This window comes from Cyanobium sp. Tous-M-B4 (assembly GCF_024345395.1).
Lineage (GTDB): Bacteria > Cyanobacteriota > Cyanobacteriia > PCC-6307 > Cyanobiaceae > Cyanobium_A.
In genome coordinates this window covers 224,268-246,088 of record NZ_JAGQBA010000002.1, presented here as the reverse complement: position 1 = coordinate 246,088, position 21,821 = coordinate 224,268, and the positions used below count along the sequence as shown (strand labels likewise).

Below are 21,821 nucleotides of genomic sequence, written 5' to 3'. Positions count from 1 at the left end.
GAGAAGAGTGCGGATGGGGAGACTTGAACTCCCACGACATTGCTGCCACTAGTACCTGAAACTAGCGCGTCTACCAATTCCGCCACATCCGCGTGGCTGTCGCTAGAGCTGGGCTCGTTGCAACGATGAAAACATACGCCATCGGCAACCCGCACCAGCGGTCGGAGCCAGTTCCGGCGGCGGCCGTCTAGACGGTCTCACCATTTGTTGTCAATATGCTGCGACGTGAGCCGGGCAGTCGTTCCATGGGTCTGATCGCTGTCCAGCCACCTAACAAGACCCGTTCTCTTCAAAATCCTCAGCTGGAAATCCGAGGCGGCCGGCGCCTCTCCGGTGAGCTGCAGGTGAGTGGTGCCAAGAATTCAGCATTGGTGCTGATGGCTGCCTGTCTGTTAACTAGGGAAACGATCCGACTTAGAAACGTCCCTCCGCTCACCGACATCGCCGCCATGAGCGAAATGCTCAGCAGCCTTGGCGGCCAAGTGCACCGTGATGGTGACGCGCTGGAATTAAAGGGCGACTCAATCAATAGCTCTACAGCCCCCTATGAGCTGGTTAACAGCCTGAGGGCCAGCTTCTTCTGCATCGGCCCCCTGCTGGCCCGCACTGGCATGGCCAAGGTGCCCCTGCCAGGCGGCTGCCAGATCGGCACCCGGCCCGTTGTTGAGCATGTCAAAGGTCTAAAGGCCCTCGGTGCCCAAGTCACCATTGAGCATGGGGTCGTTACCGCGGTGGTACCGGGCAGCGGCCATCGCCTCACGGGCGGCCGCATCCATATGGACTGCCCCAGCGTTGGCGCCACCGAGACATTGATGATGGCGGCGGCGCTCGCCGATGGCGAGACGGTTATTGACAACGCCGCACTAGAGCCAGAGGTTGTTGATCTGGCTGGCCTGCTGATCGCCATGGGTGCCAAGGTGCGCGGCGCCGGCACTTCCACGATCACAATCGTGGGTGTGGATCGCCTACATGGCGCCGACTACGCCGTAATCCCAGATCGCATCGAAGCGGGCACGTTTCTACTGGCAGCCGCCATCACCCGCTCCCATTTGCGGGTAACCCCAGTGATCCCAGATCACCTTGGCGCCGTGCTCACCAAGCTTGAGGAGGCGGGTTGCACCTTGGAGCACGACGGCGTCGGGCTCACCATCAAGGCCGACCAGATCAACGCAGTCGACCTGCGCACCCAGCCATTCCCTGGCTTCCCCACCGACCTGCAAGCCCCTTTCATGAGCCTGCTGGCCACGGCCCGGGGTACCAGCGTCATCACCGAAAACATCTTTGAAAATCGCTTGCAGCACGTGGGCGAACTGCAACGCATGGGTGCGGCCATCCGCATGCAGGGCAACACCGCCTTTGTGGAAGGGGTGGCCCGCCTCAGCGGTGCTCCAGTGCAAGGCAGCGACCTGCGCGCCTCCGCCGCCATGGTGCTGGCCGGCCTAGCCGCCGACGGCATCACCAGCGTGCGCGGCCTGGAATACCTAGACCGTGGCTACGCAAATCTTGAGGGCAAGCTCAATGCGGCCGGTGCCAGCATTGAGCGTGTCAGCTCGGCGGCTTAAGCTCTCAACTGCGGGAGCGTGCCGGAATTGGTAGACGGACTCGACTCAAAATCGAGCGCCTTCGGGTTTGTGGGTTCGAGTCCCACCGCTCCCATCTCGCCCATCACCCCCTCAGGCATATCTGCCTCAGCCGTGATGGACACCTATGCCCGCTTCCCGATCAGCCTCACCCGGGGCCGGGGAGTCTGGGTTTGGGATAGCAATGGCAAGCGCTATCTCGACTGCGTAGCCGGCATTGCCGTCTGCACCCTCGGTCACAGCGACGGGCGGCTGAAGCGGGCCCTAAGCCGCCAGCTGGGCAAGCTGCAGCACGTATCCAATCTGTATCGAATCCCCGAGCAGGAGGAACTCGCCGCTGCAATCACCGCCAGCAGCTGCCTGGATCGGGTTTTCTTCTGCAACTCCGGCGCTGAGGCCAATGAGGCCGCCATCAAGCTGGCCCGTAAGCACGGTCACACGGTGAGGGGCATCGCCACTGGCGACGGCAAGGCGCCCCTAATTCTCACCGCCCAGGCCAGCTTCCACGGCCGCACCCTGGCTGCGGTTACGGCCACGGGTCAGCCCAAGTACCACCAGGGCTTTGAGCCGATGGTGCAGGGCTTCCGCTACTTCCCTTACAACGACACGGCCGCCTTTGAAGCCCTGCTCGCCACCTGCGAAGTTCAGGGTCCGCGGGTGGCCGCCGTGCTGCTCGAACCAATTCAAGGCGAAGGCGGCGTGCATCCAGGCAACAGGGCCTTTTTTCAGCGGGTGCGCGAGCTCTGCGACGCCCACAACATCCTGCTGATCTTCGATGAAGTGCAGATCGGCGTCGGCCGCAGCGGCCAGCTCTGGGGCTACGAACAGCTGGGGGTGGAGCCCGATGCGATCACCCTGGCCAAGGGCCTCGGCGGCGGCATCCCGATCGGTGCCCTGGCGGTGAAAGCCTCAGTTGATCACTTCCGCCCCGGTGAACACGCCAGCACCTTCGGCGGGAACCCCTTCGCCTGCCGCGCCGGCCTCACCGTGCTGGCCGAGCTGGAGCGTCGCGACCTGCTCAGCCACGTGCAGGTGATGGGCGGACTGCTGCAAGAGCTACTGGCCCAGCTGGTGAGCCGCCACCCCACCCTGCTGGAGGGGGTGCGGGGCTGGGGGCTACTGCAAGGCCTGGTGCTGCGCGAAGAGGCCCCAAGCGCTCCGGACATCGTCAAGGCGGCCATGGAGCAGGGGCTGCTGCTGGTGCCCGCCGGCCCACGGGTGGTGCGCTTCGTGCCCCCGCTGGTAATCCAGCCCCGCCACCTGCGCCTAGCCGTCGACCGCCTCGAGCGCGCCCTAGTCAGCCTTGGGCGCTGAAACAGCCTTGGTCGCTAAACCCGACAACTTCGCCGACCTGATCGAGCCCTTCAGCCGCCGCGGCGTCGACCTGGGACTCGATCGCCTCCAGGCCGCCTTGGCTGAGTTTGGCAACCCCGAGCGCCGCTTTGCCGCCGTGCAAGTGGCGGGCACCAACGGCAAGGGCTCGATCTGCACCCTGGTGCACCAGGCCCTGCTGGCCAGCGGCATCCGCGCCGGCCTCTACACCTCGCCGCACCTGGCGAGCTGGACCGAGCGGATCCGGCTGGGCCATGACCCAATCGCCGCGCCATGCCTGCGCCGCCACCTTGAAACCGCCACGCCGGTCGCCCAACGCCACCAGCTAACCCCTTTTGAGCTGGTCACCGCCGCCGCCTTTCTGGCCTTCGCGGAGGCGAACTGTGAGCTGGTGGTGCTGGAGGTGGGACTGGGGGGCCGGCTCGACGCCACCACCTGCCATCCCCACCGGCCCGTGATCGGCTTTGCCTCGGTGGGGCTCGACCACGCTGAGTTCCTCGGGCCGGATCCAGCCACGATTGCCGCCGAAAAAGCCGGCGTGCTCCAGCCGGGAGCCGTGGCAATTAGCGCTCCCCAGAGCCCGGAGGTGGAGGCGGTGCTGGTGGAGCGGGCTGCCGCGATGGGAGCCGAGCTGCGCTGGGTGCAGCCCCTGGACCTCAACCAGTGGACCCTGGGGCTTTCAGGAGCAGTGCAGGCCGCCAATGGCGCCGTCGCCCTGGGCCTGCTGCGGGCCTTAGGGGAGCGGGGCTGGCCGGTCAACGACCCAGCCATACGCCGCGGTTTCGCAGCAGCCCGCTGGCCAGGCCGATTGCAACAACTGAACTGGCACGGCCTACCCCTACTGCTCGATGGCGCCCACAACCTGCCGGCCGCCCTCGCCCTACGCGCCGAACTCGACGCCCATCCCGCGCGCCACGGCCTGGCCCCCGGCCCGCGCTACTGGCTGCTCGGCATGTTGGCCAATAAGCAGGGGCCTGAGATAGCCGCGGCCCTGCTGGCCCCGGACGACCGGGCCTGGATCGTTCCGGTGCCAGGGCACGCCTGCTGGAGCCTTGAAGCCCTTACTTCCGCCTGTCCCAGACTCGCTAGCCAGCTGCACAGCGCCCCCAGCCTCGAGGCCGGGCTGGCCCAAGCGGGAAGTGGTTTGCAGCGCGTGGTAGTCGCTGGCTCTCTCTACCTACTCGGCCAGCTAGCCACATCAGAGCAAGCCCCAGTTGCAAGCCCAAAGACTTCTGAGTTTGGTTAATTCGCCTGCTGCTCATCGCCACCAGCACGGCTCGAACCACCCCCCTCAATCAGGCTCAAGCAGGTTTTTGCTTATTGGCTTAGCTAAGGCTAAGTCAAGTCTTAAAACGCGCACCTACTCCCCCCCTGCTGCCACCGCACACCATCCAGGCCAGAGTGAGGTCCCGCGGCCCATCCCCATGGCTCCCCTCGTCGAGCTCCTCTCAGCGGCCCAGTCAGGAGCCAAATCAATAGCGAAATCAGTTGCCAAATCAGTTGCCAAATCAGTGGCGGAATCAGTAGCCCTTTCCCTAGCCCTGGTGCTGCTGCTGTCTCCACTGCTTTCTCCACTGCCGGCGGCGGCCGACTTCTCCGGAGTGGACTACACGCTCACCAACCAAAACGAGCAGGATTTCAGCGGCCAGGATCTAGCCAATACCTCCTTCGCTGGGGCCACGGGACGGCACGCCAACTTCAGCGGCGCCGATCTGCACGGGGCGATTCTCACCCAGGCGGCCTTCCCCAATGCCAATTTCGCCGGCGCCGATCTCAGCGGCACCCTGATGGACAAGGTGGACCTCTCTGGAGCCGATCTCAGCGGGGCCATTCTCACCGGGGCAATCGCTTCAGGCAGCAGCTTCCGCGGCGCCAACGTCACCGATGCCGACTTCAGCGACGCCCTGATCGACCGGGTAGACCAGCGCTCCCTCTGCCGCGATGCCGAAGGCACCAACCCGATCACCGGCGCCGACACCCGCCTCAGCCTGGGCTGCTGAGCCAGCCGCGCAATTTGCCGGGGTTGAGCAGGCCGGCCGGGTCGTAGGCGGCCTTTGCTGCCACCTGGTCGGCATCGATCACACCCAAGCCACCATCTTCGACGCTGATCACGTGGGGGTTAAACAACACGGCACCGCAGCGGCGGCAATCGTCTAGCAGCTGCTGCAGGGCCTCCTCGCCGCGCCAGCGCAGCAGCGGCAGGGCCGCCAGCCGAGCCGCACCCTGCTGCCTCACGGCCTCCAGGTGCCAAAGCAGGTCGTCGCCCCATTGCTCCCGCAAGCGCTCCAGGCAGGGGGCCTCCGGCTGAGGAAGCAGCATCTGCAGGTAGGTCCAATCCGGATGCCTAGCGCGCCAATGCAGGGTGGTGTGGTTCCAGCTGAGCTCCCGCAGCGGCAGCCCCCGGCTCTGGCCCTGGGGGGCCTGCCAGCGCAGCGCTCCGCCCCTGGCCGCCAGCCAGCTCGGCAACACCTCCAGCGAGGCGGGGGCGGCCAGCAACAACAGGCGCTGCTCACCAGGTTCGGGCGCCGGACAGCCCGCCGGCCAGGGGAGCTGGCTAGCCAGCGCCCCCTCCAGCACGGTGATGGCATTGAGCTCAAAGGCTGCGCTGGCAAGGGCCTGGGCCGCCGCCAGGGCCTGCCCCCACTGCTCGAAGCCCACCACCAGCTGCTGCCAAACCACCGCCTCGCTGGTAGGGAGCCGCAGGGCCGTGATGATGCCATTGGTGCCGTAAGCATGGTTGAGCGGGGCGCTGGCGGCGGCATCGAGCTGCAGCAGCCGCGGCTCGGGCTCGAGGGTTACCACCTCCAGGCCCAGCAGGTTGCCGGGATCGCGCAGAAAACCCCAGCGCAGGGAGCCGATGCCGCCGGAGCCACCGGCGATAAAGCCACCGATGCTGGCACTGCGCACCGTGCTGGGCACCAACCGCAGGGCCCGGCCCCTGGGGGCCAACTGCTGCTCGATCGCGCCCATCAAGGCGCCTGCCTCCACCTCGAGCACGCCGGTGGCTTCATCGAGCTGGCGCAGCTGATTGAGGCCGCTGAGATCCAGCACCAGGCCGCCTTGCAGCGGCACACACTGGCCGTAGTTGCCCGTACCGGCACCCCGCACCGTCAAGGGCACGCCCTGGCGAGCACAGGCTCCTGCCACCAGCAGCACCTGCTCCACCGTGGTGGCTCTGGCCACTAACTGGGCGCGGCAGCCCTGCAGCAGTGTCACCAGCACTGGCGAGTAGTCGTAGTAGTCGCGGGAGAGCCGCTCCAGCTCCAGCGGCGACTCGGCCCCGAGCAGCGGCAGGGCCGAATCCAACCGGCGCAGCTCAGCTGCCAGGGCAGCGATCTGGGCCTCAGGGCAACGCTCAGCCATGGGGTGGTAATAGGGGGGAGAGCAACTCAGCTTCGGGCGGCGGCAGCCAGACGCCTTGACGCAAGACCCGGCGCTGGGGCGGCCGCGCCAGGAGCTCCCCCCAGCTACCAGCCCCAAGCAGCACTAAATCGGCGGGCGCCCCAAGCCGCACCACCCCATCCCAGGCCAGCTCCAGCACCGCTGCGGCGGCGGTGCTGAAGGGGGCAAGTCCCAGCCGCTGCCAGGGCATCAATTGGCAGAGCGGCGCCGACCAGCGCAGCAGCTCAATGGGATCGAAATCACCGCCGGGATACCAGGGGTCTTGCACGTTGTCGCCGCCGATAGCCAGCCGCACGCCCGCCTGCTGCAGGCTGCGGATCGGCGCCAGGGGCCGCCGCCAGGGGGTGCGCCCAGGCCGGCGTCCCAGCAGCCAGAAATTGGAGGTGGGCAGAGCCACCACGGCGATGTTGGCGGCGGCCAGCCGATCCGCCAGCCGGTCGCAGTTGCGTGGCGGCAACAGGGCCATGCTGCTGGAGTGGCTGCAGGTGATCGCCACGGCGCGGCGCTGCTCCAACACCAACTGAGCCACCATCGCCACCCCCTCACCAGGGCAGGCATCTGCTTCGTCAACGTGCAGATCCACACCGCAACCATGGCGCTCGGCCAGGTCAAGCAGGGCCAGCAGGGCCTCGCGGTCGGCGCTTCGCTGAGCGGCACCCTGGCCATAGGGCGGCCCGATCACCCCACCCAGCAGGCCCTGGCCAGCGGCCACCCGCCGGGCCAGGGCCTGCCCCTCCGCCGTGAGCCAATGAGCCATCGGTGCCAGGGCCACCAGCTGCAGCTCCAGCCGATCGCGCCAGCGCTCACGGGCCGCCAACAGGGCTTCCCAGCTGGGCTCGGCCCCAACCCCCACGCTATCGATGTGGCTGCGGATAGCCCGCACGCCGTTGCGCCAGGCCCGCTCCAGGGCGCGCTCAGCTCGCTCAGCCACCTGCTCAACGCTGCGCTGAGCGTATTCGCGTTGATTAGCAGCTAAGGCCGCCGCCATCGTGCCCTCCCGGTTGGGAAAGGCGGCGGCGCTGAAAGCCTTATCCAAGTGAGCATGGGGCTCAATTAGGGGAGTTAGGGCCAGGGGCAGGCTGGCCGCCGGGGCGGGCCGGGGCGAAATGGCCGTGATCCGTCCCGCCTCGAAAGCGATGCACAGGGACACCAGCCCATCCGCATCGGCGCGAAACTCGGCTCCGCCCAGGCGCGGATCCAGCAGTCCCCGGGGCAGGCGCAGCTCCACTAGGGGCTCTCGGAACGGTCGGTGGCAGCGCTGATCAATACAAATTGACCGGCTACTCCCACCACGGTGGAGCGAAAGCGCGGCACCTGCCAGCGCAGCAGCGATTGACCACCCAGCTCAGTTTCGAAAACACTCAAAAGGCCGTAGTTGCGGCGGCGGGTGTAGCTGAGCACCACGGCCGCCAAGGCCTCTCGCTGGGCCTGAACAAGCCCCACACAGTTGTTGATTGCCATCCGCAACAGCACCGGCAGGCCGCCATCGCCGCAGAGCTCCTCGCTGATCTCTTCCACTAGGCGATCACTGGCGTAGGCACGGAAATCGGCTGGCGATGGATTGGTGAGGGCAAGCCCGCCAGCAGCCAGGGCGAGCACGATCAAGCCAGGCGCCCATGCAAAGCGGGCCGGGGTGTCCAAACGGCAAACCAAACGGTGCAAAGTTGCAGGCAAACAAGGTTGACACCTATTGCTAGCCACGGCAGGGCGCCTTGCCCCAACCCTCAACGTCCTGTCTAATGCGAGCTCAGGAGCAAGGGCATGGACCAAAAGCTCATTGGCACGGCCTTTCTGGTTGCCCTGGCAGCAGCCCTGCTCGACGCCGACTCAGCAGCATTTCTACGCGACCTAGTCGGGCCCTGGCTGCGCTCGCCGCTGCTGGTACCAGTGGCCGGCGTGCTGCCCGAACTGCAAACAGGCGCGGGGATTCTCTGCCTTGTAGCAATTCCGATCATGTGGCTGAGGCCGCGGTAGCTGTGCTGAAGCAGGTCGCCGCAACGGGTGAGAAGCCTTAACAGGCCACGACTTGCTACATTCGAGAAGCGCGGCGGGCGTCGCCAAGCGGTTAAGGCAGCGGCTTGTGGTGCCGCCATCCGGGGGTTCGAATCCCCTCGCTCGCCCTTGATTCCCTAGCCGTCCCCACCACTTTTGGGGCGGCTTTTTTGTGACCTACTGCAGCGCCTGCAGCAAAACCGCAGCCCCATGCCGCACCGGATCGGCGCAGGGCAAGCCGATCTCGGCCGCGGTGGCGGCAACAGCAAGCTGAGCTGCGGCGGCGTCCAATCGGGCGGTGTTGAGCGCCACGGCCCGCACCCGCGGCCGCAGGCCATCGGGACGCCCCAAGGCCGCCAGCGCCTCCAGCGCCGCGATCAACTCGGGCAGGGGCGGGATCGCTACCGGCACCTCCCCTGGCCGGGTGCGCACGTGGCTCTGGCCAGCGCGGTGCACCAGCAGCAAATCGGTGGGCTGGCTGCCGCGCAGCAGGGGCAAGGTGGCGCTGGAGCCCGGATGGCAAAGCGACCCCTGGCCCTCCACCAGCAGCAACGCCTCCGGCCCGGCCCCAACGGCGGCGGCCAGCACGGCCGCCTCCACGGCACCGGCGGCGTAATCAATCCGCACGGCATCGAGGGCCACGCCCTGGCCGCTGATCAAGATTCCCGCCTGCCCCGTGCCCACAAAGCGGGCATCAAGGCCGCGGCGCCTGGCCTCAGCCTGCAACTCCAAGCAGGCGCTCATTTTGCCCACGGCCATATCCGAACCCACAGCCAGAACGCGGCGGCAGGGCAGAGCAGCGGCTCGCGCTGCGGCCACCTCCAAGCCAGCCGGCTCCTGACGCAGATCCCAGATCCACTGACCGGCTCGGCTGCAGGCGGCAGCCAGCTCGGGATCATCGCCAAGGCGGCTGTGCAGGCCACTGGCCAGGTTTAGCCCCGCCTGCAGCGCCGCCAGCAGATCGGCCCGCATCGCTTGTGGCAGGCGGCCACCGGAGGGGGCCAGCCCCACCACCGCCACCTCGGGCCCGTAGGCAAGGGCTGCCGCCATGTCAGCCACCACCGGCACAGCCCGCTCAATGCCGCTCACCTGCTGCAGGTCGGAGCCAGCGAAAGCAGGATCGATCACCGCCACGATCGGCCCACTGCGATAGCGCAACATCGCCAAACCGGTCTTGCCGCTGAGGTCGTTGAGGCCGCCATGTTGCAGCAGCACGACCGGAGCGTTTGGGCTCAACATGACGCCTGCTCCATGGCGATACCCAGATCGATGCCATGGCCGGGGCCCACTGGCGGGATCAGCACGTCTCCCTCCACAGGCAGCCCCGTGAAGGGATCGTCCACCAGGTTGAGGTGGCTATCGAGATCGGGCCAGGTCACCAGGGGCAGCAGCTGGGCTGCGGCGCCATTGAGCAGGGCCCCATCCGAGTAGCACCCCACCATCACCCCTAAACCCAAGCGGCGAGCTGTCTGGGCCAGCAGCAGGGCCTCGCTGAGGCCACCGCTCTTGAGCAACTTGATGTTGATGCCATCTACGTGGGGGGCCAGCCGCAGCAGATCGGCCAGCTGCCAGCAGCTCTCATCGGCCACCAGGGGCAGGGGGCAAAGCCCGCGCAGGGCTACAAAGCCGGCGGTATCCAGCTGCGGATCCAGCAGGGGCGCCAGGGGCTGCTCCAGCAGCACCACGCCGGCCCGCTCCAGGGGCTCGAGCATGGCCCGGGCTGTGGCCAGATCCCAGCCGCCGTTGGCATCCACCTGCAGCTCACAGGCGCTACCTGTCTGCTGGCGCCGCTGCTCGAGGGCGGTAGCCACCCCCTCCAGCAGGGCCAGGTCGTGGGCGATGCCAGCGGGGCTGCCCAGCTTGAGCTTGATGCGGGTGGCAGGCAGCTGCAGCCACCAGCGCTCGAGCCGCGCCAGCACAGCCTCGGGCGTACCTAAGCCAAGGGTGACGCTGGTGGCGACACAGGCGCCTGGATCCAGGCCCCAGAGCCGGTGCAGCGGCTGGTTCAACCTTTTGCCCCACCAGTCGTGCAGGGCCAGATCCAAGCCGCAACGGGCCGGGGGGCTCAGGGCGGCCAGCAGGGGCTCCAGGGCCTGCAGGGGCTGAGGCGCCAGAAGCGCAAGCTGGGGGCCAACCGCCTCCAGCTCCGCCGCAACAGCATCGGTGTCGTAATGGCGGTGGCCGGTATCGAAGCCGCCGGTCTCGCCGATGCCCGTGAGCCCGTCGTGCTCAAGGCTCACCAGCAGGTGCTCCACCGCAGCGGTCGTGCCGCGGCTGATGGCCAGGGGCACGGCCTTGGTGAGCTGAAAGCGTTGCAGGCTCAGGCGCATGGCTTCAGCGGCCTTTCCTGGAATGGGCTTCCAAGCTGGCATGGCTCAAAGGTTGCCTGTGAACAAGCCACTGGGGCCAACACAACTCAGGATCACCATGAGCAACTCGCGATCCTGAATATCACAAGCGCACCGATCCGCTCCTCCCTGATCCAACAACTGCTTGAGCAGCAGCTGGCAGACCTGCGCGACTGCCGTGAGGGAGCGGTGGCCCTTTGCGGACAGCAGCTAACCCTTGTGGAAGATCTCTGAGTAGGCCAGCGATATCGGAAACTGGGTTGATGACGGCGACACAAGCGCAGCGCGGCAGCTACTGGATCACCACCTTTGGCTGCCAGATGAACAAGGCGGATTCCGAGCGCATGGCCGGGATCCTGGAAGCCATGGGCTACCGGGCCGGCACAGACGAGCACAGCGCCGATTTGGTGCTCTACAACACCTGCACAATCCGCGATAGCGCCGAGCAGAAGGTTTACAGCTACCTAGGCCGCCAGGCCCAACGCAAGCGCCTCAACCCCAACCTCACCCTAGTGGTGGCGGGCTGCGTAGCCCAGCAGGAGGGCGAATCGTTACTGCGGCGCGTGCCCGAGCTGGATCTGGTGATGGGCCCCCAGCACGCCAACCGACTCGACACCTTGCTGGCCCAGGTGGAGCAGGGTCAGCAGGTGCTGGCCACCGGTGAGCAACACATTCTTGAAGACATCACCACCGCGCGCCGCGATAGCCAGGTATGCGGCTGGGTGAATGTGATCTACGGCTGCAATGAGCGCTGCACCTACTGCGTGGTGCCCTCGGTGCGCGGCCAGGAGCAGTCGCGGCTGCCCGAAGCGATCAAGCTGGAAATGCAGGGCCTGGCGGCACGCGGCTTTAAGGAGATCACCCTGCTGGGCCAAAACATCGATGCCTACGGCCGCGACCTGCCCGGCATCAGCCCGGAGGGCCGCCGCGCCCACACCCTCACCGACCTGCTCCATCACGTCCACGACGTGGCCGGAATTGAGCGGATCCGCTTTGCCACCAGCCACCCGCGCTACTTCACCGAGCGGCTGATCGATGCCTGCGCCGACCTACCCAAGGTGTGCGAACACTTCCATGTGCCCTTCCAGAGCGGCGACGACGAAGTGCTCAAAGCCATGGCCCGCGGCTACACGGTGGATCGCTATCGCCGCATCGTTGAACGCATCCGCGAGCGCATGCCCGATGCCGCCATCAGTGCCGATGTGATCGTGGCCTTCCCTGGCGAAAGCGACGCCCAATACCGCCGCACCCTGGCCCTGATTGAGGAGATCGGCTTCGATCTGGTGAATACCGCCGCCTACTCGCCGCGGCCCAACACCCCAGCGGCCGACTGGCCCAACCAGCTCAGCGAGGCGGTGAAGGTGGAGCGCCTGCAGGAGCTCAACGCCCTGGTGGAGCGCACCGCCCAGCAGCGCAGCAACCGCTACGCCGGCCGCTGTGAGGAGATCCTGGTGGAAAGCAGCAATCCCAAAAACTCCAGTCAGGTGATGGGCCGCACCCGCACCAACCGGCTCACCTTTTTCCCCGGTCAAAACCCCGATGGCAGCCCGATCAAACCGGGCGACCTAGTGACGGTGCAAATCGAAGAGGTGCGCGCCTTCTCCTTGAGCGGCAAACTGGCCTGAGTTTTGGGCCCCCTGGGTCCCATACCGGCTGGCATGACTCCCACCCCAATCGCCGTTGGTCTGATCTTTGGGGGAGCCTCCGGCGAACACGCCGTCTCAATCCGTTCCGCCGCCACGGTGGCGGCGGCCGTGCGGGATGCCGAAAACGCATCCCACTACTCGCTGCATTGCTTCTACATCGACCCCGAAGGGCGCTGGTGGGGAGCTGAGTTGGCCGATGCTGTGTTGCGCCAGGGCAGCCCGGCCCGGCTCGAGCAACTGCCCCAACCGCTGCCGCCGCCTGGATTTCGGGGCTTACCTGCCGGCGCCCTGGAGATTGATGTATGGCTGCCGGTATTGCACGGCCCCAACGGCGAAGACGGCACGATCCAGGGGCTGTTCACCCTGATGCAGGTTCCCTATGTGGGTTCGGGCGTGCTGGGCTCGGCGGTGGGCATGGATAAGCAGGCGATGAAAGCCGCCTTCGCCGCCGCTGGCCTGCCCCAGGTGCCCTATGCCTGCGTGTCAGCGAGCGCAGTGGCGCAAAACGACGACGCCCTGCTCGACCAGCTGGAGAGCCAGCTCGGCTACCCCTGCTTCGTGAAACCCGCCAACCTGGGCTCTTCGGTGGGCATCAGCAAGGCCACTGATCGGGCCAGCATGCAGGCCGGGCTGAAGCTTGCCGCCGCCCTTGATCCCCGGCTGGTGGTGGAGCAGGGGGTTACGGCCCGCGAGCTGGAATGCGCGGTGCGGGGCGGCGGCCACCAGCCCCTGCAGGCCTCGGTGCTGGGCGAAATCTGCTTTGAAGCCGATTGGTACGACTACGACACCAAATACAGCGAGGGCAAAAGCCACACCGTGATTCCGGCGCTGGTGCCAGAGGCGATGGCTGAACGCTGCCGGGCTATGGCGATCGAGGCCTGTGAGGCCGTTGGTGCCATGGGGCTTTCGCGGGTTGACTTCTTCTTCTGCGAAGCCAGTGGCGAACTGTGGCTAAACGAGATCAACACCCTGCCGGGCTTCACCAGCCAGAGCATGTACCCGATGCTCTGGGCCGCCACGGGTGTGGCCCTGCCCACCTTGGTGCGCGAATTGATCGAAGGGGCCCGAGAATGGCACTCGCAGGTACCTAGTGGAGGCCCTTCGACATGAGTCACGGCCTGCTTTGGCTGCCACTGCTTTTGGTTTTCGTGCTGCTCACCGCCCTGGGCTGGCTAGAGCGGCGGCGGCAGCGCTTGTTTCGCGAATGGGCCGAGGGCTCCGAGCTGGCCAAACTCGACAGCTGCGGCGGCGCCCGGCTGGTGGATGGCGTGCTGAGTTGGTGCTCCTTCGAAGCCGGCCAACTCAAGCAGGATGACTTTTTTGTGATTAAGCAGCTCGAATTGGTTGAGCTGCTGTCGCTGGGTTCGGGCGAGGCGCCCCTCACGGAAGAGAGCCAGGGGGCCTGCCGCCTGCGCCTAGTTGGTGGTGGCGAACAAAAAGACCTGCCCTTTGCCGATGCGGAGCGGGCCCGGCGCTGGATCGCTGAGCTGATGTCGCGCTCGCGCTGCGAGTTGTGAGCCAGGAGTGGAGCCTGTTGCGGTGAGTGCCACCCCTGTCCCACCTGGATCGGAGCGGCGGCGCCAACTGCGCCAACAGCGGCGAAGAGAGCGCCTGCGCAATCTTTGGCGTTTCCTTGTGCTGCTAGCCCTCGCCGGCGGCCTGGGCTACGGCCTGCTGCGTCAGGGATGGGTGCTAACCGGTCCAGACCAGGTGGAGGTGGTGGGCAGCCAGCAGGTGGGAACCGACCAGGTGGTGCAAGCCGTCCGGCTGACCTTTCCCCAACCCCTGCTGGGCCTGCATCCCAAACGCATCGCCGAGGTGCTGGCCAGTGCCCTGCCGGTGGAACAGGTGCAGGTGAGTCGGCTGATGGCACCGCCGCGGCTGCGGATTGAACTGGTCGACCGCCAGGCGGTAGCCAGGGCCCAGCGACGCACCGCCAAGGGAAGCGAGCAGGGCTATGTCGATCGACTCGGCCACTGGATGAGCATTGGCCAGGGCCAGGGGGCCGCAGCAAAAGCCAGTGCCGGATTGCTGGTGCTGGGTTGGCAGGCCCGCTACCGCCCGGCCCTCGCCCTGGTGCTCGAACAACGGGGGCGGCTTGGTGGCGACATCAGCCAGATCCGCTTTGAACCAGACAGCAGCCTCTGGCTGCAGAGCAAGCGGCTCGGCAAGGTGCGCCTCGGGCCGGCTGATGCCCAATTGGGGCGGCGCCTTGAAGTACTCCGTCACCTGCAACAGGAACTGCCGGCAAAGGTGAAGGGCCGCCGGCTGCAATCCATCGATCTCAGCGATCCAGAACAACCCGAGCTGGGCCTACCCGCCACCCCTGGACTGGCTGCCGCCAGCAGTGAGCCGTAAGGAATCCAGCAGAGACATGCCAGGAAACCCGCAAAGGTGAGACACTCGCCTGATCCAGGCAAGGAAACGTCGACATAATGCAGTCGCCGATTGATCGCACCGCCACCCCCGATGCCGCTATGACCCAAAGCTCCTCCCAGTCAAACGGTGTCCAGGCCTCAAACGATCCGTCCTTTGGCGGCGTTTCAGGCGGGATTGTGCCGAGCCAGTCGGCACGCATCGAAGTGATCGGGGTCGGCGGTGGCGGCAGCAATGCGGTGAACCGGATGATTGCCTCCGACCTTCAGGGTGTGGGCTACCGGGTGCTGAACACCGACGCCCAGGCGCTGCTGCAGTCGGCATCGCAGAAGCGCATCCAGCTCGGACAAAAACTGACTCGCGGCCTGGGTGCCGGCGGCAATCCGGTAATCGGCCAAAAGGCTGCGGAAGAGTCCCGGGCCGAACTGCAGGAATCACTGCAGGGTGCCGACCTTGTTTTCATCGCCGCTGGCATGGGTGGCGGCACCGGCACCGGCGCAGCACCAATCCTGGCCGAGGTCGCCAAGGAAGTTGGAGCCCTCACCGTAGGCATCGTCACCAAGCCCTTCGGGTTTGAAGGTCGCAAGCGGCTGCGTCAGGCCGAAGAGGGCATTGCCCGGTTGGCCGAAAGCGTCGACACCTTGATCGTGATCCCCAACGATCGCCTGCGCGATGCCATTGCCGGCGCCCCCCTGCAAGAGGCCTTCCGCGCCGCCGATGATGTGCTGCGAATGGGCGTTAAGGGCATCAGCGACATCATCACCAGGCCGGGCTTGGTGAACGTCGACTTCGCCGACGTGCGCTCGGTGATGGCTGGCGCCGGCACCGCCCTGCTCGGCATCGGTGTGGGCTCCGGCCGCTCCCGCGCTCTTGAGGCGGCTCAGGCGGCGATGAGCAGCCCCCTGCTGGAATCGGCCCGCATCGATGGCGCCAAGGGTTGTGTGATCAACATCAGCGGCGGCAAAGACATGACCCTGGAGGACATGACCACCGCATCTGAAGTGATCTACGAGGTTGTCGATCCTGACGCCAACATCATTGTCGGTGCCGTGGTGGATGAACGCCTCGAGGGCGAAATCCATGTGACCGTTATCGCCACCGGCTTTGAAAGTGGCGCCCCATACCGCACCGAGCGCACTGTGGTCAGCTTTGCCGGCACCCCCCTGTTCAGCAGCAGCCAGGAGGAACGGGGCGCCAAAATCCCCCCCTTCCTGCTCAACCGCCAGAGCCAGGACAGCTAGCTAGCGGTTTGTGATTGGGGTGACCCGGATTCCACGCCTGCCCTGAGCATCCCGTGTGGCTGCTCCCTTCCGGTCCTGACCAGATTTGGGCGTCGGAGCCGCATGGGTCCGAGTCGGTTAGATGTTAGCAATGGCATCACTCGCACCGAAGCCCGTGCCCCTGCGCCCCGCTGATCTGGCGAGCCGCAAGCAGGCTGGCCTACCAATCACGATGCTTACGGCCTGGGATGCCCTCTCTGGCGCTCTGGTGGCCGAGGCCGGAGCTGATGCGGTGCTGGTGGGGGATTCCCTGGCGATGACCGTGCTGGGCCACGCCACCACGCTGCCGGTGACCCTCGAGGAGATGCTGCACCACACCCGGGCCACGGCCCGCGGCCTGGCCAGCAGCTGCGGCCCCGGGCAAATGCCCCTGCTTATTTGTGATCTGCCCTTCCTCAGCTACCAGTGCAGCCCAGACGACGCGGTAGCCGCCGCCGGCCGGGTGCTCAAGGAGACCCCCGCCGCCGCTGTGAAACTTGAAGGCGCCGAGCCTGAGACCCTGGCCGTGATCGACCGGTTGGTGCGCAGCGGCATACCGGTAATGGGCCACATCGGCCTGATCCCCCAGTCGGTGCATCGGCTGGGCTACCGCCGCCAGGGCAATGATGAGGTCAGTCGCGAGCGGCTGCGGCGCCAAGGCCTGGCACTGCAGGCAGCGGGTTGCTTCGCCCTGGTGCTTGAACACGTGCCCGCCAATCTGGGCGCCTTGCTGCAACAGGAATTGGATCTACCGGTAATAGGCATCGGCGCCGGTGAGGGCTGTGATGGCCAGGTTCGGGTCACGGCAGACCTGCTGGGGCTCACCAGCCGCCAGCCCCCCTTCAGCCCGCCGCTGCTGCAGGGTCGGGCCCTGGGGGTGGCAGCACTGCAGGGCTGGATCGCCAGCCAGCGTCACCCTGCCCAGGCAACTACTCCTGCTCCTGCCACCACGCCAGTAGCTCCCGCAGCACCCCATTGCTGAGGGCCAGGCCAGCTGGATCACTGAGTCGCCAGCGGGGCCCCTCAATCCGCAGCAGCCCCTCGCTGATCCAGGGCGCCAAGCGGCCACGCAAGGCCACAAGCGCTGCTGGCCCGAGCCCCGCCTGGGCCAGCAGGGCGGGCATGGACACCCCTTCGCGGCGGCGCAACCCCACCAGCAAGCGCTCATCCAGCGGCATGCCTGGGCAAGCCTGGCCAGCGCTAGCGGGCGGCGAGCCCGGCTGGGCCAACCAGTCGGCATAGGCCTCGCGGGTGCGCGGCCGGGCCAGGCGCTCACCCCAGGGCGCCGCGGTGGCTCCCATCCCAAAGCCCCACCAGCCGGCGCCGCTCCAGTAGACGCGGTTGTGGCGGGAGGCGTGGCCGGGGAGGGCGTAGTTGGAGATCTCGTAGTGGCCGTAGCCAGCAGCGCTGAGCTCGGCCCAGGTGAGCTCCATCAAGTCGGCGCCTAGGTCGGCATCGGGGAACTGCAGCTGGCCGCGATCGTGGCGCTGGGCAAACACGGTGCCGGGCTCCAGGGTGAGGTCGTAGACGGAGAGGTGGGGTGGTGCCAGGGCAATGGCTTGCCGCAGTTGCTGGCGCCAGTGGCCCAGGTCCTGACCCGGCAATCCCTGAATCAGATCCAGACTCCAGCTGCTGAGGGCACCGCCGGCCAGGGCTTGGGCCAGCCAGCCGGCGGCCTCCAGCAGGTCCGCGCCGCGATGGCGGCGACCCAGCCCGGCGAGCACGGCATCGTCAAAGCTCTGGCCGCCCAAGCTCACCCGGTTTACCCCGGCCTGCAGATAGCCAGCCAGGCGATCCTGGTCAAAACTGGCTGGATCAAGCTCCAAGCTGATCTCAGCTCCAGGAGCCAGGCCAAAGCGGCAGCTCAGAGCCGCCAGCAGGGCCGCTAGCTGGGGGGGCGTCAGCAGGGAGGGCGTACCGCCACCGAAATACACCGTGGCCAGCGGGGGGCCGGGGGGCGAGGCGGCAATCTCCTGCAGCAGCAAGCTGAGGTAGGCCGCAATCGAGGCCGACCCCGGCGCCGGCGCTTCGCCGCCGGCGCGGTCGCCGAGGGGCACCACTGGAAAGTCGCAATAAAAGCAACGCCTGTGACAAAAGGGGATGTGCAAATAGGCACTGCGTGGCGGCCAGGGCAGGGCGACTGCCGGGACTGGAGCTGGCGCTGGGACTGGAACTGGGACTGGCACTGGATGGGGAAATTGAGCAGTCACAACGACAGGTGCGGAAACCCCTTCAGGCCAAGGGCACCGAAATCAGGCATGCTGCAACCCAGATCAGCTGGGTAGCCACGCACGACGGGAATGGTTGACTCCCTCATCCTGATCCTGTTTGTGATCTCTGGCGCTGCCGCCGGCTGGCTGGGGGTAGACCTGCTGCCCGAGCAGCTGCTGCTGCAGGTGGACAACCCAGAAGGGCTGCGCACGGTGCTGGGGGGCTTCGGTGCCTTTTTTGGCGTGATCGCTGGAGTTTTCTTCCAGCAGCTGCGGCGCAAGCTGATGCAGCAGGTGCGCACCATGCCCACCGACCTGCTGGTAAGCCGCGCCGTGGGCCTGATCCTCGGCCTGCTGGTGGCCAACTTGCTGCTGGCGCCGATCCTGCTGCTGCCCCTGCCCTGGGAGGTGATCTTCGTCAAACCGCTGGCGGCGGTGCTCAGCAACGTCTTCTTCGGCGTATCGGGTTACAACCTGGCCGAAGTGCATGGCCGCACCCTGCTGCGCCTGTTCAACCCCAGCAGCACCGAGGCGATGTTGGTGGCCGATGGGGTTCTGCAACCTGCCAGCGCCAAAATCCTCGACACCAGCGTGATCATTGACGGCCGCATCCGCGGCCTGCTCGCCTCAGGGCTGCTGGAGGGCCAGGTGATCGTGGCCCAGAGCGTGATCGATGAGCTCCAGGCCCTAGCCGACTCGGGCAACGCCGAGAAGCGCGGCCGGGGACGCCGCGGCCTCAAGCTGCTGAGCGAGCTGCGCGACCAGTACGGCCGGCGGCTGGTGGTCAACAGCACCCGCTACGAAGGCAACGGCGTCGACGACAAGCTGCTGCTGCTCACCGCCGACACCGGCGGCACCCTGCTCACCGCCGACTACAACCTGGCCAAGGTGGCTGAGGTGAAAGATCTCAAGGTGCTCAACCTCAGCGAGCTGGTGATAGCCCTGCGGCCCGAGGTGCAGCCTGGCGACGAGCTGCTGCTCAAGATCGCCCGCGATGGCAAAGAGGCCGATCAGGGCGTGGGCTACCTCGACGACGGCACCATGGTGGTGGTGGAAGGCGCCCGGGGCCGCATTGGCGAGCGGCTGCCAGTGGTGGTCACCGGAGCCCTGCAAAACCCCACTGGCCGGATCGTTTTCGCCCGGGGCGACGGTGCCCCAGCCGAGGCCAATGGGGAGGCCAGCGCCAAGCGCAAACCACGGCAAGAGCGCAGCAAGGCCAATCCGCAAGCGGACAGCCCCCGCTAGGCTCCGCAAACGTGCTTCCTATCAATCGCGGATGTCGGTGTCAGCCCCCTACTACGGCGATTCCGCGGTTATGCGCACGCCGCCCCCGGATCTGCCCAGCCTGCTGCTGAAGGAGCGAATCGTTTATCTGGGCTTGCCCCTGTTCAGCGACGACGACGCCAAGCGCCAAATGGGCATTGACGTCACCGAATTGATCATTGCCCAGCTGCTCTACCTGGAGTTTGACAATCCGGAGAAGCCAATTTTCTTCTACATCAACTCCACCGGCACCAGCTGGTACACCGGCGACGCCGTTGGCTTTGAAACCGAAGCCTTCGCCATCGCCGACACGCTCCGTTACGTGAAGCCGCCCGTACACACCATCTGCATCGGCCAGGCGATGGGCACTGCAGCCATGATTCTCAGCGCTGGCACCAAGGGCCACCGGGCCGCCCTGCCCCACGCCTCGATCGTGCTGCACCAGCCCCGCAGCGGCGCCCGCGGCCAGGCCACCGACATCCAGATCCGGGCCCAGGAAGTGCTGCACAACAAGCGCACCCTGCTGGAGATGCTTTCTCTCAACACCGGCAAGTCGGTGGAGCAGCTATCCCGCGATTCCGATCGCATGACTTACTTCACCGCTGAGGAAGCCAAGGAGTACGGACTGATCGATCGGGTACTCACGAGCCAGAAAGACCTACCAACCGCCCCCCCAGCCACGGCAGCCGGCCTTGGCTAAAGGGCCATAGGCGACCAATCCAGTTCCCCACCCCGTCCTCACCCTCGACCCATGCCCATCGGCACCCCCAGCGTTCCCTACCGCCTCCCCGGCAGCCAGTACGAGCGCTGGGTTGACATCTACACCCGTCTGGGCGTGGAACGGATCCTCTTTCTGGGCTCGGAGGTCACCGATGCAGTCGCCAACGCCCTGGTGGCCCAGATGCTCTATCTGGATTCGGAAGACAACTCCAAGCCGATCTATCTGTACATCAACTCCCCCGGCGGCTCGGTGACCGCGGGCCTGGCGATCTACGACACCATGCAATACGTCAAGAGCGACGTGGTGACGATCTGCGTGGGTCTGGCCGCCTCGATGGGCGCCTTCCTGCTGGGCGCTGGCACAAAGGGCAAGCGGCTGGCCCTGCCCCACAGCCGGATCATGATTCACCAGCCCCTGGGCGGCACCAGCCAGCGCCAGGCCAGTGACATCGAGATTGAGGCTAAGGAGATCCTGCGCATCAAGGACATGCTCAACCACTCGATGGCTGACATGACTGGCCAGCCCTTTGAAAAAATTGAAAAAGACACCGACCGCGATTACTTCCTCAGCGCCGCTGAGGCCAAGGATTATGGCCTGATCGATCGGGTGATCGCCCATCCGAGCGAAGCCTGAAGGGCGTTTGCGTAAGCTCGATCTTTGCCCTGCCTAGACAGCCCGGATGGCCAAGCTCTATTACGACACCGACGCCGACCTCTCCCTGCTTGATGGCAAGACAGTGGCCATCATTGGCTACGGCAGCCAGGGCCATGCCCACGCGCTGAACCTCAAGGACAGCGGCGTCAACGTCGTGGTTGGGCTCTACGAAGGCAGCCGCTCGGCAGAAAAAGCCAAGGCCGATGGCCTGGAAGTACTGAGCGTGGCCGATGCCTGCGCCAAGGCCGACTGGATCATGGTGCTGCTGCCCGATGAATTCCAGAAGGCCGTCTACGACAAGGAAATTGCACCGCACCTGAGCGCCGGCAAGGTGCTCAGCTTCGCCCACGGCTTCAACATCCGCTTCGAGCTGATCAAGCCCCCCGCCGATGTGGACGTGGTGATGATTGCCCCCAAGGGCCCCGGCCACACCGTGCGCTGGGAATACCAGAACGGCATGGGCGTGCCGGCTCTATTCGCCATCGAGCAGGACGCCAGCGGCCATGCCCGCGAGTTGGCCATGGCCTATGCCAAAGGGATCGGCGGCACCAGAGCCGGCATCCTCGAAACCAACTTCAAAGAAGAGACCGAAACCGACCTCTTCGGTGAGCAGGCCGTGCTGTGCGGCGGCCTCTCCGAGCTGGTCAAAGCAGGCTTTGAAACCCTGGTGGAGGCCGGCTATCAGCCCGAGCTGGCCTACTTCGAGTGCCTGCACGAGGTGAAGCTGATCGTCGACCTTATGGTTAAGGGCGGCCTGACGGCTATGCGCGATTCGATCTCCAACACCGCTGAATACGGCGACTACGTGAGCGGCCCGCGCCTGATCACCGCAGACACCAAAACGGAGATGAAGCGCATCCTCAGCGACATCCAGGACGGCACCTTCGCCCGCAACTTCGTGGCCGAGTGTGACGCCGGCAAGCCAGAGATGACCAAAATCCGCGAGCGCGATGCGGCCCATCCGATCGAGCAGGTGGGCAAGGGCCTGCGCTCGATGTTCAGCTGGCTGAAAACGGCCTGATCCAACCCCTGCTCAGC

21 protein-coding genes, 3 tRNA genes and 1 other RNA gene are annotated in these 21,821 nt (G+C 66.3%); 17 read left to right on the top strand and 8 right to left on the bottom strand.

The window, feature by feature from the left end; all coding sequences use genetic code 11:
- Positions 1 to 8 precede the first annotated feature (8 nt).
- Positions 9 to 92: transfer RNA gene (locus KBY73_RS04485), tRNA-Leu, on the bottom strand.
- 153 nt (positions 93 to 245) lie between these two features.
- Here KBY73_RS04485 and murA point away from each other — a divergent pair.
- From murA to KBY73_RS04460, 5 genes are all read left to right on the top strand, one after another.
- Positions 246 to 1,562, top strand: coding sequence for a UDP-N-acetylglucosamine 1-carboxyvinyltransferase (gene murA, locus KBY73_RS04480; RefSeq protein ID WP_254935898.1), 1,317 nt, complete (start codon positions 246 to 248; stop codon positions 1,560 to 1,562).
- A gap of 12 nt (positions 1,563 to 1,574) precedes the next feature.
- A tRNA-Leu gene (locus KBY73_RS04475) sits at positions 1,575 to 1,656 on the top strand.
- 41 nt (positions 1,657 to 1,697) lie between these two features.
- Positions 1,698 to 2,894 carry an aspartate aminotransferase family protein gene (locus tag KBY73_RS04470; protein WP_254936207.1) on the top strand — a complete coding sequence of 399 codons (1,197 nt, stop codon included), beginning with the start codon at positions 1,698 to 1,700 and terminating at the stop codon, positions 2,892 to 2,894.
- A gap of 7 nt (positions 2,895 to 2,901) precedes the next feature.
- A complete protein-coding gene (locus KBY73_RS04465; protein ID WP_254935897.1) occupies positions 2,902 to 4,158 on the top strand; it encodes a folylpolyglutamate synthase/dihydrofolate synthase family protein in 1,257 nt (418 codons plus the stop codon).
- A gap of 265 nt (positions 4,159 to 4,423) precedes the next feature.
- Positions 4,424 to 4,912 carry a pentapeptide repeat-containing protein gene (locus KBY73_RS04460; protein WP_396096573.1) on the top strand — a complete coding sequence of 163 codons (489 nt, stop codon included), beginning with the start codon at positions 4,424 to 4,426 and terminating at the stop codon, positions 4,910 to 4,912.
- Here KBY73_RS04460 and KBY73_RS04455 read toward each other — a convergent pair.
- From KBY73_RS04455 to KBY73_RS04445, 3 genes are read right to left on the bottom strand one after another with little or no spacing between them, the layout of a single operon-like run.
- Positions 4,896 to 6,275 (bottom strand): FAD-binding oxidoreductase, encoded by a 1,380-nt coding sequence (locus KBY73_RS04455; RefSeq protein WP_254935896.1) that lies wholly within the window; start codon positions 6,273 to 6,275, stop codon positions 4,896 to 4,898. The genes KBY73_RS04460 and KBY73_RS04455 overlap by 17 nt on opposite strands.
- Complete coding sequence (locus KBY73_RS04450) at positions 6,268 to 7,542, bottom strand: amidohydrolase family protein (protein ID WP_254935895.1); 1,275 nt, start codon at positions 7,540 to 7,542, stop codon at positions 6,268 to 6,270. The genes KBY73_RS04455 and KBY73_RS04450 overlap by 8 nt, the downstream gene beginning before the upstream one ends.
- Positions 7,542 to 7,913, bottom strand: a complete 372-nt coding sequence (locus KBY73_RS04445) for a DUF4359 domain-containing protein (protein WP_254936205.1) — start codon at positions 7,911 to 7,913, stop codon at positions 7,542 to 7,544. The genes KBY73_RS04450 and KBY73_RS04445 overlap by 1 nt, the downstream gene beginning before the upstream one ends.
- Before the next feature lie 162 nt (positions 7,914 to 8,075).
- On the opposite strand from KBY73_RS04445, the gene KBY73_RS04440 reads away from it, so the two are divergent.
- Positions 8,076 to 8,288 (top strand): hypothetical protein, encoded by a 213-nt coding sequence (locus KBY73_RS04440; RefSeq protein ID WP_254935894.1) that lies wholly within the window; start codon positions 8,076 to 8,078, stop codon positions 8,286 to 8,288.
- A gap of 73 nt (positions 8,289 to 8,361) precedes the next feature.
- A tRNA-His gene (locus tag KBY73_RS04435) sits at positions 8,362 to 8,434 on the top strand.
- A 49-nt stretch (positions 8,435 to 8,483) separates the two neighbouring features.
- Here the strand turns inward: KBY73_RS04435 and KBY73_RS04430 are convergent.
- Both KBY73_RS04430 and KBY73_RS04425 read right to left on the bottom strand, forming a co-directional pair.
- Positions 8,484 to 9,545 (bottom strand): DUF1611 domain-containing protein, encoded by a 1,062-nt coding sequence (locus KBY73_RS04430; RefSeq protein ID WP_254935893.1) that lies wholly within the window; start codon positions 9,543 to 9,545, stop codon positions 8,484 to 8,486.
- Positions 9,539 to 10,636: a dipeptide epimerase gene (locus tag KBY73_RS04425; RefSeq protein WP_254935892.1), complete on the bottom strand. Its 1,098-nt coding sequence runs from the start codon at positions 10,634 to 10,636 to the stop codon at positions 9,539 to 9,541. Before KBY73_RS04425 ends, KBY73_RS04430 begins: the two co-directional genes overlap by 7 nt.
- Positions 10,637 to 10,917: 281 nt before the next feature.
- On the opposite strand from KBY73_RS04425, the gene miaB reads away from it, so the two are divergent.
- The 5 genes from miaB (at position 10,918) to ftsZ (ending at position 15,917) form a co-directional block, all read left to right on the top strand.
- Positions 10,918 to 12,279, top strand: a complete 1,362-nt coding sequence (miaB, locus tag KBY73_RS04420; RefSeq protein ID WP_254935891.1) for a tRNA (N6-isopentenyl adenosine(37)-C2)-methylthiotransferase MiaB — start codon at positions 10,918 to 10,920, stop codon at positions 12,277 to 12,279.
- A gap of 33 nt (positions 12,280 to 12,312) precedes the next feature.
- Positions 12,313 to 13,410: a D-alanine--D-alanine ligase family protein gene (locus KBY73_RS04415; RefSeq protein WP_254935890.1), complete on the top strand. Its 1,098-nt coding sequence runs from the start codon at positions 12,313 to 12,315 to the stop codon at positions 13,408 to 13,410.
- Complete coding sequence (locus KBY73_RS04410) at positions 13,407 to 13,817, top strand: hypothetical protein (protein ID WP_254935889.1); 411 nt, start codon at positions 13,407 to 13,409, stop codon at positions 13,815 to 13,817. Before KBY73_RS04415 ends, KBY73_RS04410 begins: the two co-directional genes overlap by 4 nt.
- A 22-nt stretch (positions 13,818 to 13,839) precedes the next feature.
- Positions 13,840 to 14,658, top strand: a complete 819-nt coding sequence (locus KBY73_RS04405) for an FtsQ-type POTRA domain-containing protein (protein ID WP_254935888.1) — start codon at positions 13,840 to 13,842, stop codon at positions 14,656 to 14,658.
- A 77-nt stretch (positions 14,659 to 14,735) separates the two neighbouring features.
- On the top strand, positions 14,736 to 15,917 hold the full coding sequence (gene ftsZ / locus KBY73_RS04400; RefSeq protein WP_254935887.1) for a cell division protein FtsZ: 1,182 nt from the start codon (positions 14,736 to 14,738) through the stop codon (positions 15,915 to 15,917).
- A gap of 18 nt (positions 15,918 to 15,935) precedes the next feature.
- Here the strand turns inward: ftsZ and ffs are convergent.
- Positions 15,936 to 16,032: signal recognition particle sRNA small type (ffs, locus tag KBY73_RS04395), an RNA gene on the bottom strand.
- A 45-nt stretch (positions 16,033 to 16,077) separates the two neighbouring features.
- Between ffs and panB the strand changes: the two genes are divergently transcribed.
- A complete protein-coding gene (panB, locus tag KBY73_RS04390; protein ID WP_254936204.1) occupies positions 16,078 to 16,917 on the top strand; it encodes a 3-methyl-2-oxobutanoate hydroxymethyltransferase in 840 nt (279 codons plus the stop codon).
- On the opposite strand, the gene KBY73_RS04385 is transcribed toward panB, so the two are convergent.
- Complete coding sequence (locus tag KBY73_RS04385; RefSeq protein WP_254936203.1) at positions 16,865 to 18,043, bottom strand: coproporphyrinogen-III oxidase family protein; 1,179 nt, start codon at positions 18,041 to 18,043, stop codon at positions 16,865 to 16,867. The two genes, panB and KBY73_RS04385, sit on opposite strands and share 53 nt — an antisense overlap.
- 192 nt (positions 18,044 to 18,235) lie before the next feature.
- On the opposite strand from KBY73_RS04385, the gene KBY73_RS04380 reads away from it, so the two are divergent.
- Genes KBY73_RS04380 through ilvC form a run of 4 tightly spaced genes read left to right on the top strand, consistent with a single transcriptional unit; the run spans position 18,236 to position 21,804 of the window.
- Positions 18,236 to 19,390 (top strand): PIN/TRAM domain-containing protein, encoded by a 1,155-nt coding sequence (locus KBY73_RS04380; protein ID WP_254935886.1) that lies wholly within the window; start codon positions 18,236 to 18,238, stop codon positions 19,388 to 19,390.
- Positions 19,391 to 19,421: 31 nt separating this feature from the next.
- On the top strand, positions 19,422 to 20,108 hold the full coding sequence (locus tag KBY73_RS04375) for an ATP-dependent Clp protease proteolytic subunit (protein WP_254935885.1): 687 nt from the start codon (positions 19,422 to 19,424) through the stop codon (positions 20,106 to 20,108).
- A 51-nt stretch (positions 20,109 to 20,159) separates the two neighbouring features.
- On the top strand, positions 20,160 to 20,762 hold the full coding sequence (locus KBY73_RS04370) for an ATP-dependent Clp protease proteolytic subunit (protein WP_254935884.1): 603 nt from the start codon (positions 20,160 to 20,162) through the stop codon (positions 20,760 to 20,762).
- 46 nt (positions 20,763 to 20,808) lie between these two features.
- On the top strand, positions 20,809 to 21,804 hold the full coding sequence (gene ilvC / locus KBY73_RS04365) for a ketol-acid reductoisomerase (RefSeq protein ID WP_254935883.1): 996 nt from the start codon (positions 20,809 to 20,811) through the stop codon (positions 21,802 to 21,804).
- The last annotated feature ends 17 nt before the right edge of the window (positions 21,805 to 21,821 follow it).

Bases quoted from the DNA above. Each gene is read 5' to 3' on its own strand.
- murA (WP_254935898.1), top strand. From the start codon at position 246: ATGGGTCTGATCGCTGTCCAGCCACCTAACAAGACCCGTTCTCTTCAA.
- KBY73_RS04470 (WP_254936207.1), top strand. From the start codon at position 1,698: ATGGACACCTATGCCCGCTTCCCGATCAGCCTCACCCGGGGCCGGGGA.
- KBY73_RS04455 (WP_254935896.1), bottom strand. From the start codon at position 6,275: ATGGCTGAGCGTTGCCCTGAGGCCCAGATCGCTGCCCTGGCAGCTGAG.
- KBY73_RS04440 (WP_254935894.1), top strand. From the start codon at position 8,076: ATGGACCAAAAGCTCATTGGCACGGCCTTTCTGGTTGCCCTGGCAGCA.
- KBY73_RS04430 (WP_254935893.1), bottom strand. From the start codon at position 9,545: ATGTTGAGCCCAAACGCTCCGGTCGTGCTGCTGCAACATGGCGGCCTC.
- KBY73_RS04425 (WP_254935892.1), bottom strand. From the start codon at position 10,636: ATGCGCCTGAGCCTGCAACGCTTTCAGCTCACCAAGGCCGTGCCCCTG.
- miaB (WP_254935891.1), top strand. From the start codon at position 10,918: ATGACGGCGACACAAGCGCAGCGCGGCAGCTACTGGATCACCACCTTT.
- KBY73_RS04415 (WP_254935890.1), top strand. From the start codon at position 12,313: ATGACTCCCACCCCAATCGCCGTTGGTCTGATCTTTGGGGGAGCCTCC.
- KBY73_RS04410 (WP_254935889.1), top strand. From the start codon at position 13,407: ATGAGTCACGGCCTGCTTTGGCTGCCACTGCTTTTGGTTTTCGTGCTG.
- ftsZ (WP_254935887.1), top strand. From the start codon at position 14,736: ATGCAGTCGCCGATTGATCGCACCGCCACCCCCGATGCCGCTATGACC.
- KBY73_RS04380 (WP_254935886.1), top strand. From the start codon at position 18,236: ATGGTTGACTCCCTCATCCTGATCCTGTTTGTGATCTCTGGCGCTGCC.
- KBY73_RS04375 (WP_254935885.1), top strand. From the start codon at position 19,422: ATGTCGGTGTCAGCCCCCTACTACGGCGATTCCGCGGTTATGCGCACG.
- KBY73_RS04370 (WP_254935884.1), top strand. From the start codon at position 20,160: ATGCCCATCGGCACCCCCAGCGTTCCCTACCGCCTCCCCGGCAGCCAG.
- ilvC (WP_254935883.1), top strand. From the start codon at position 20,809: ATGGCCAAGCTCTATTACGACACCGACGCCGACCTCTCCCTGCTTGAT.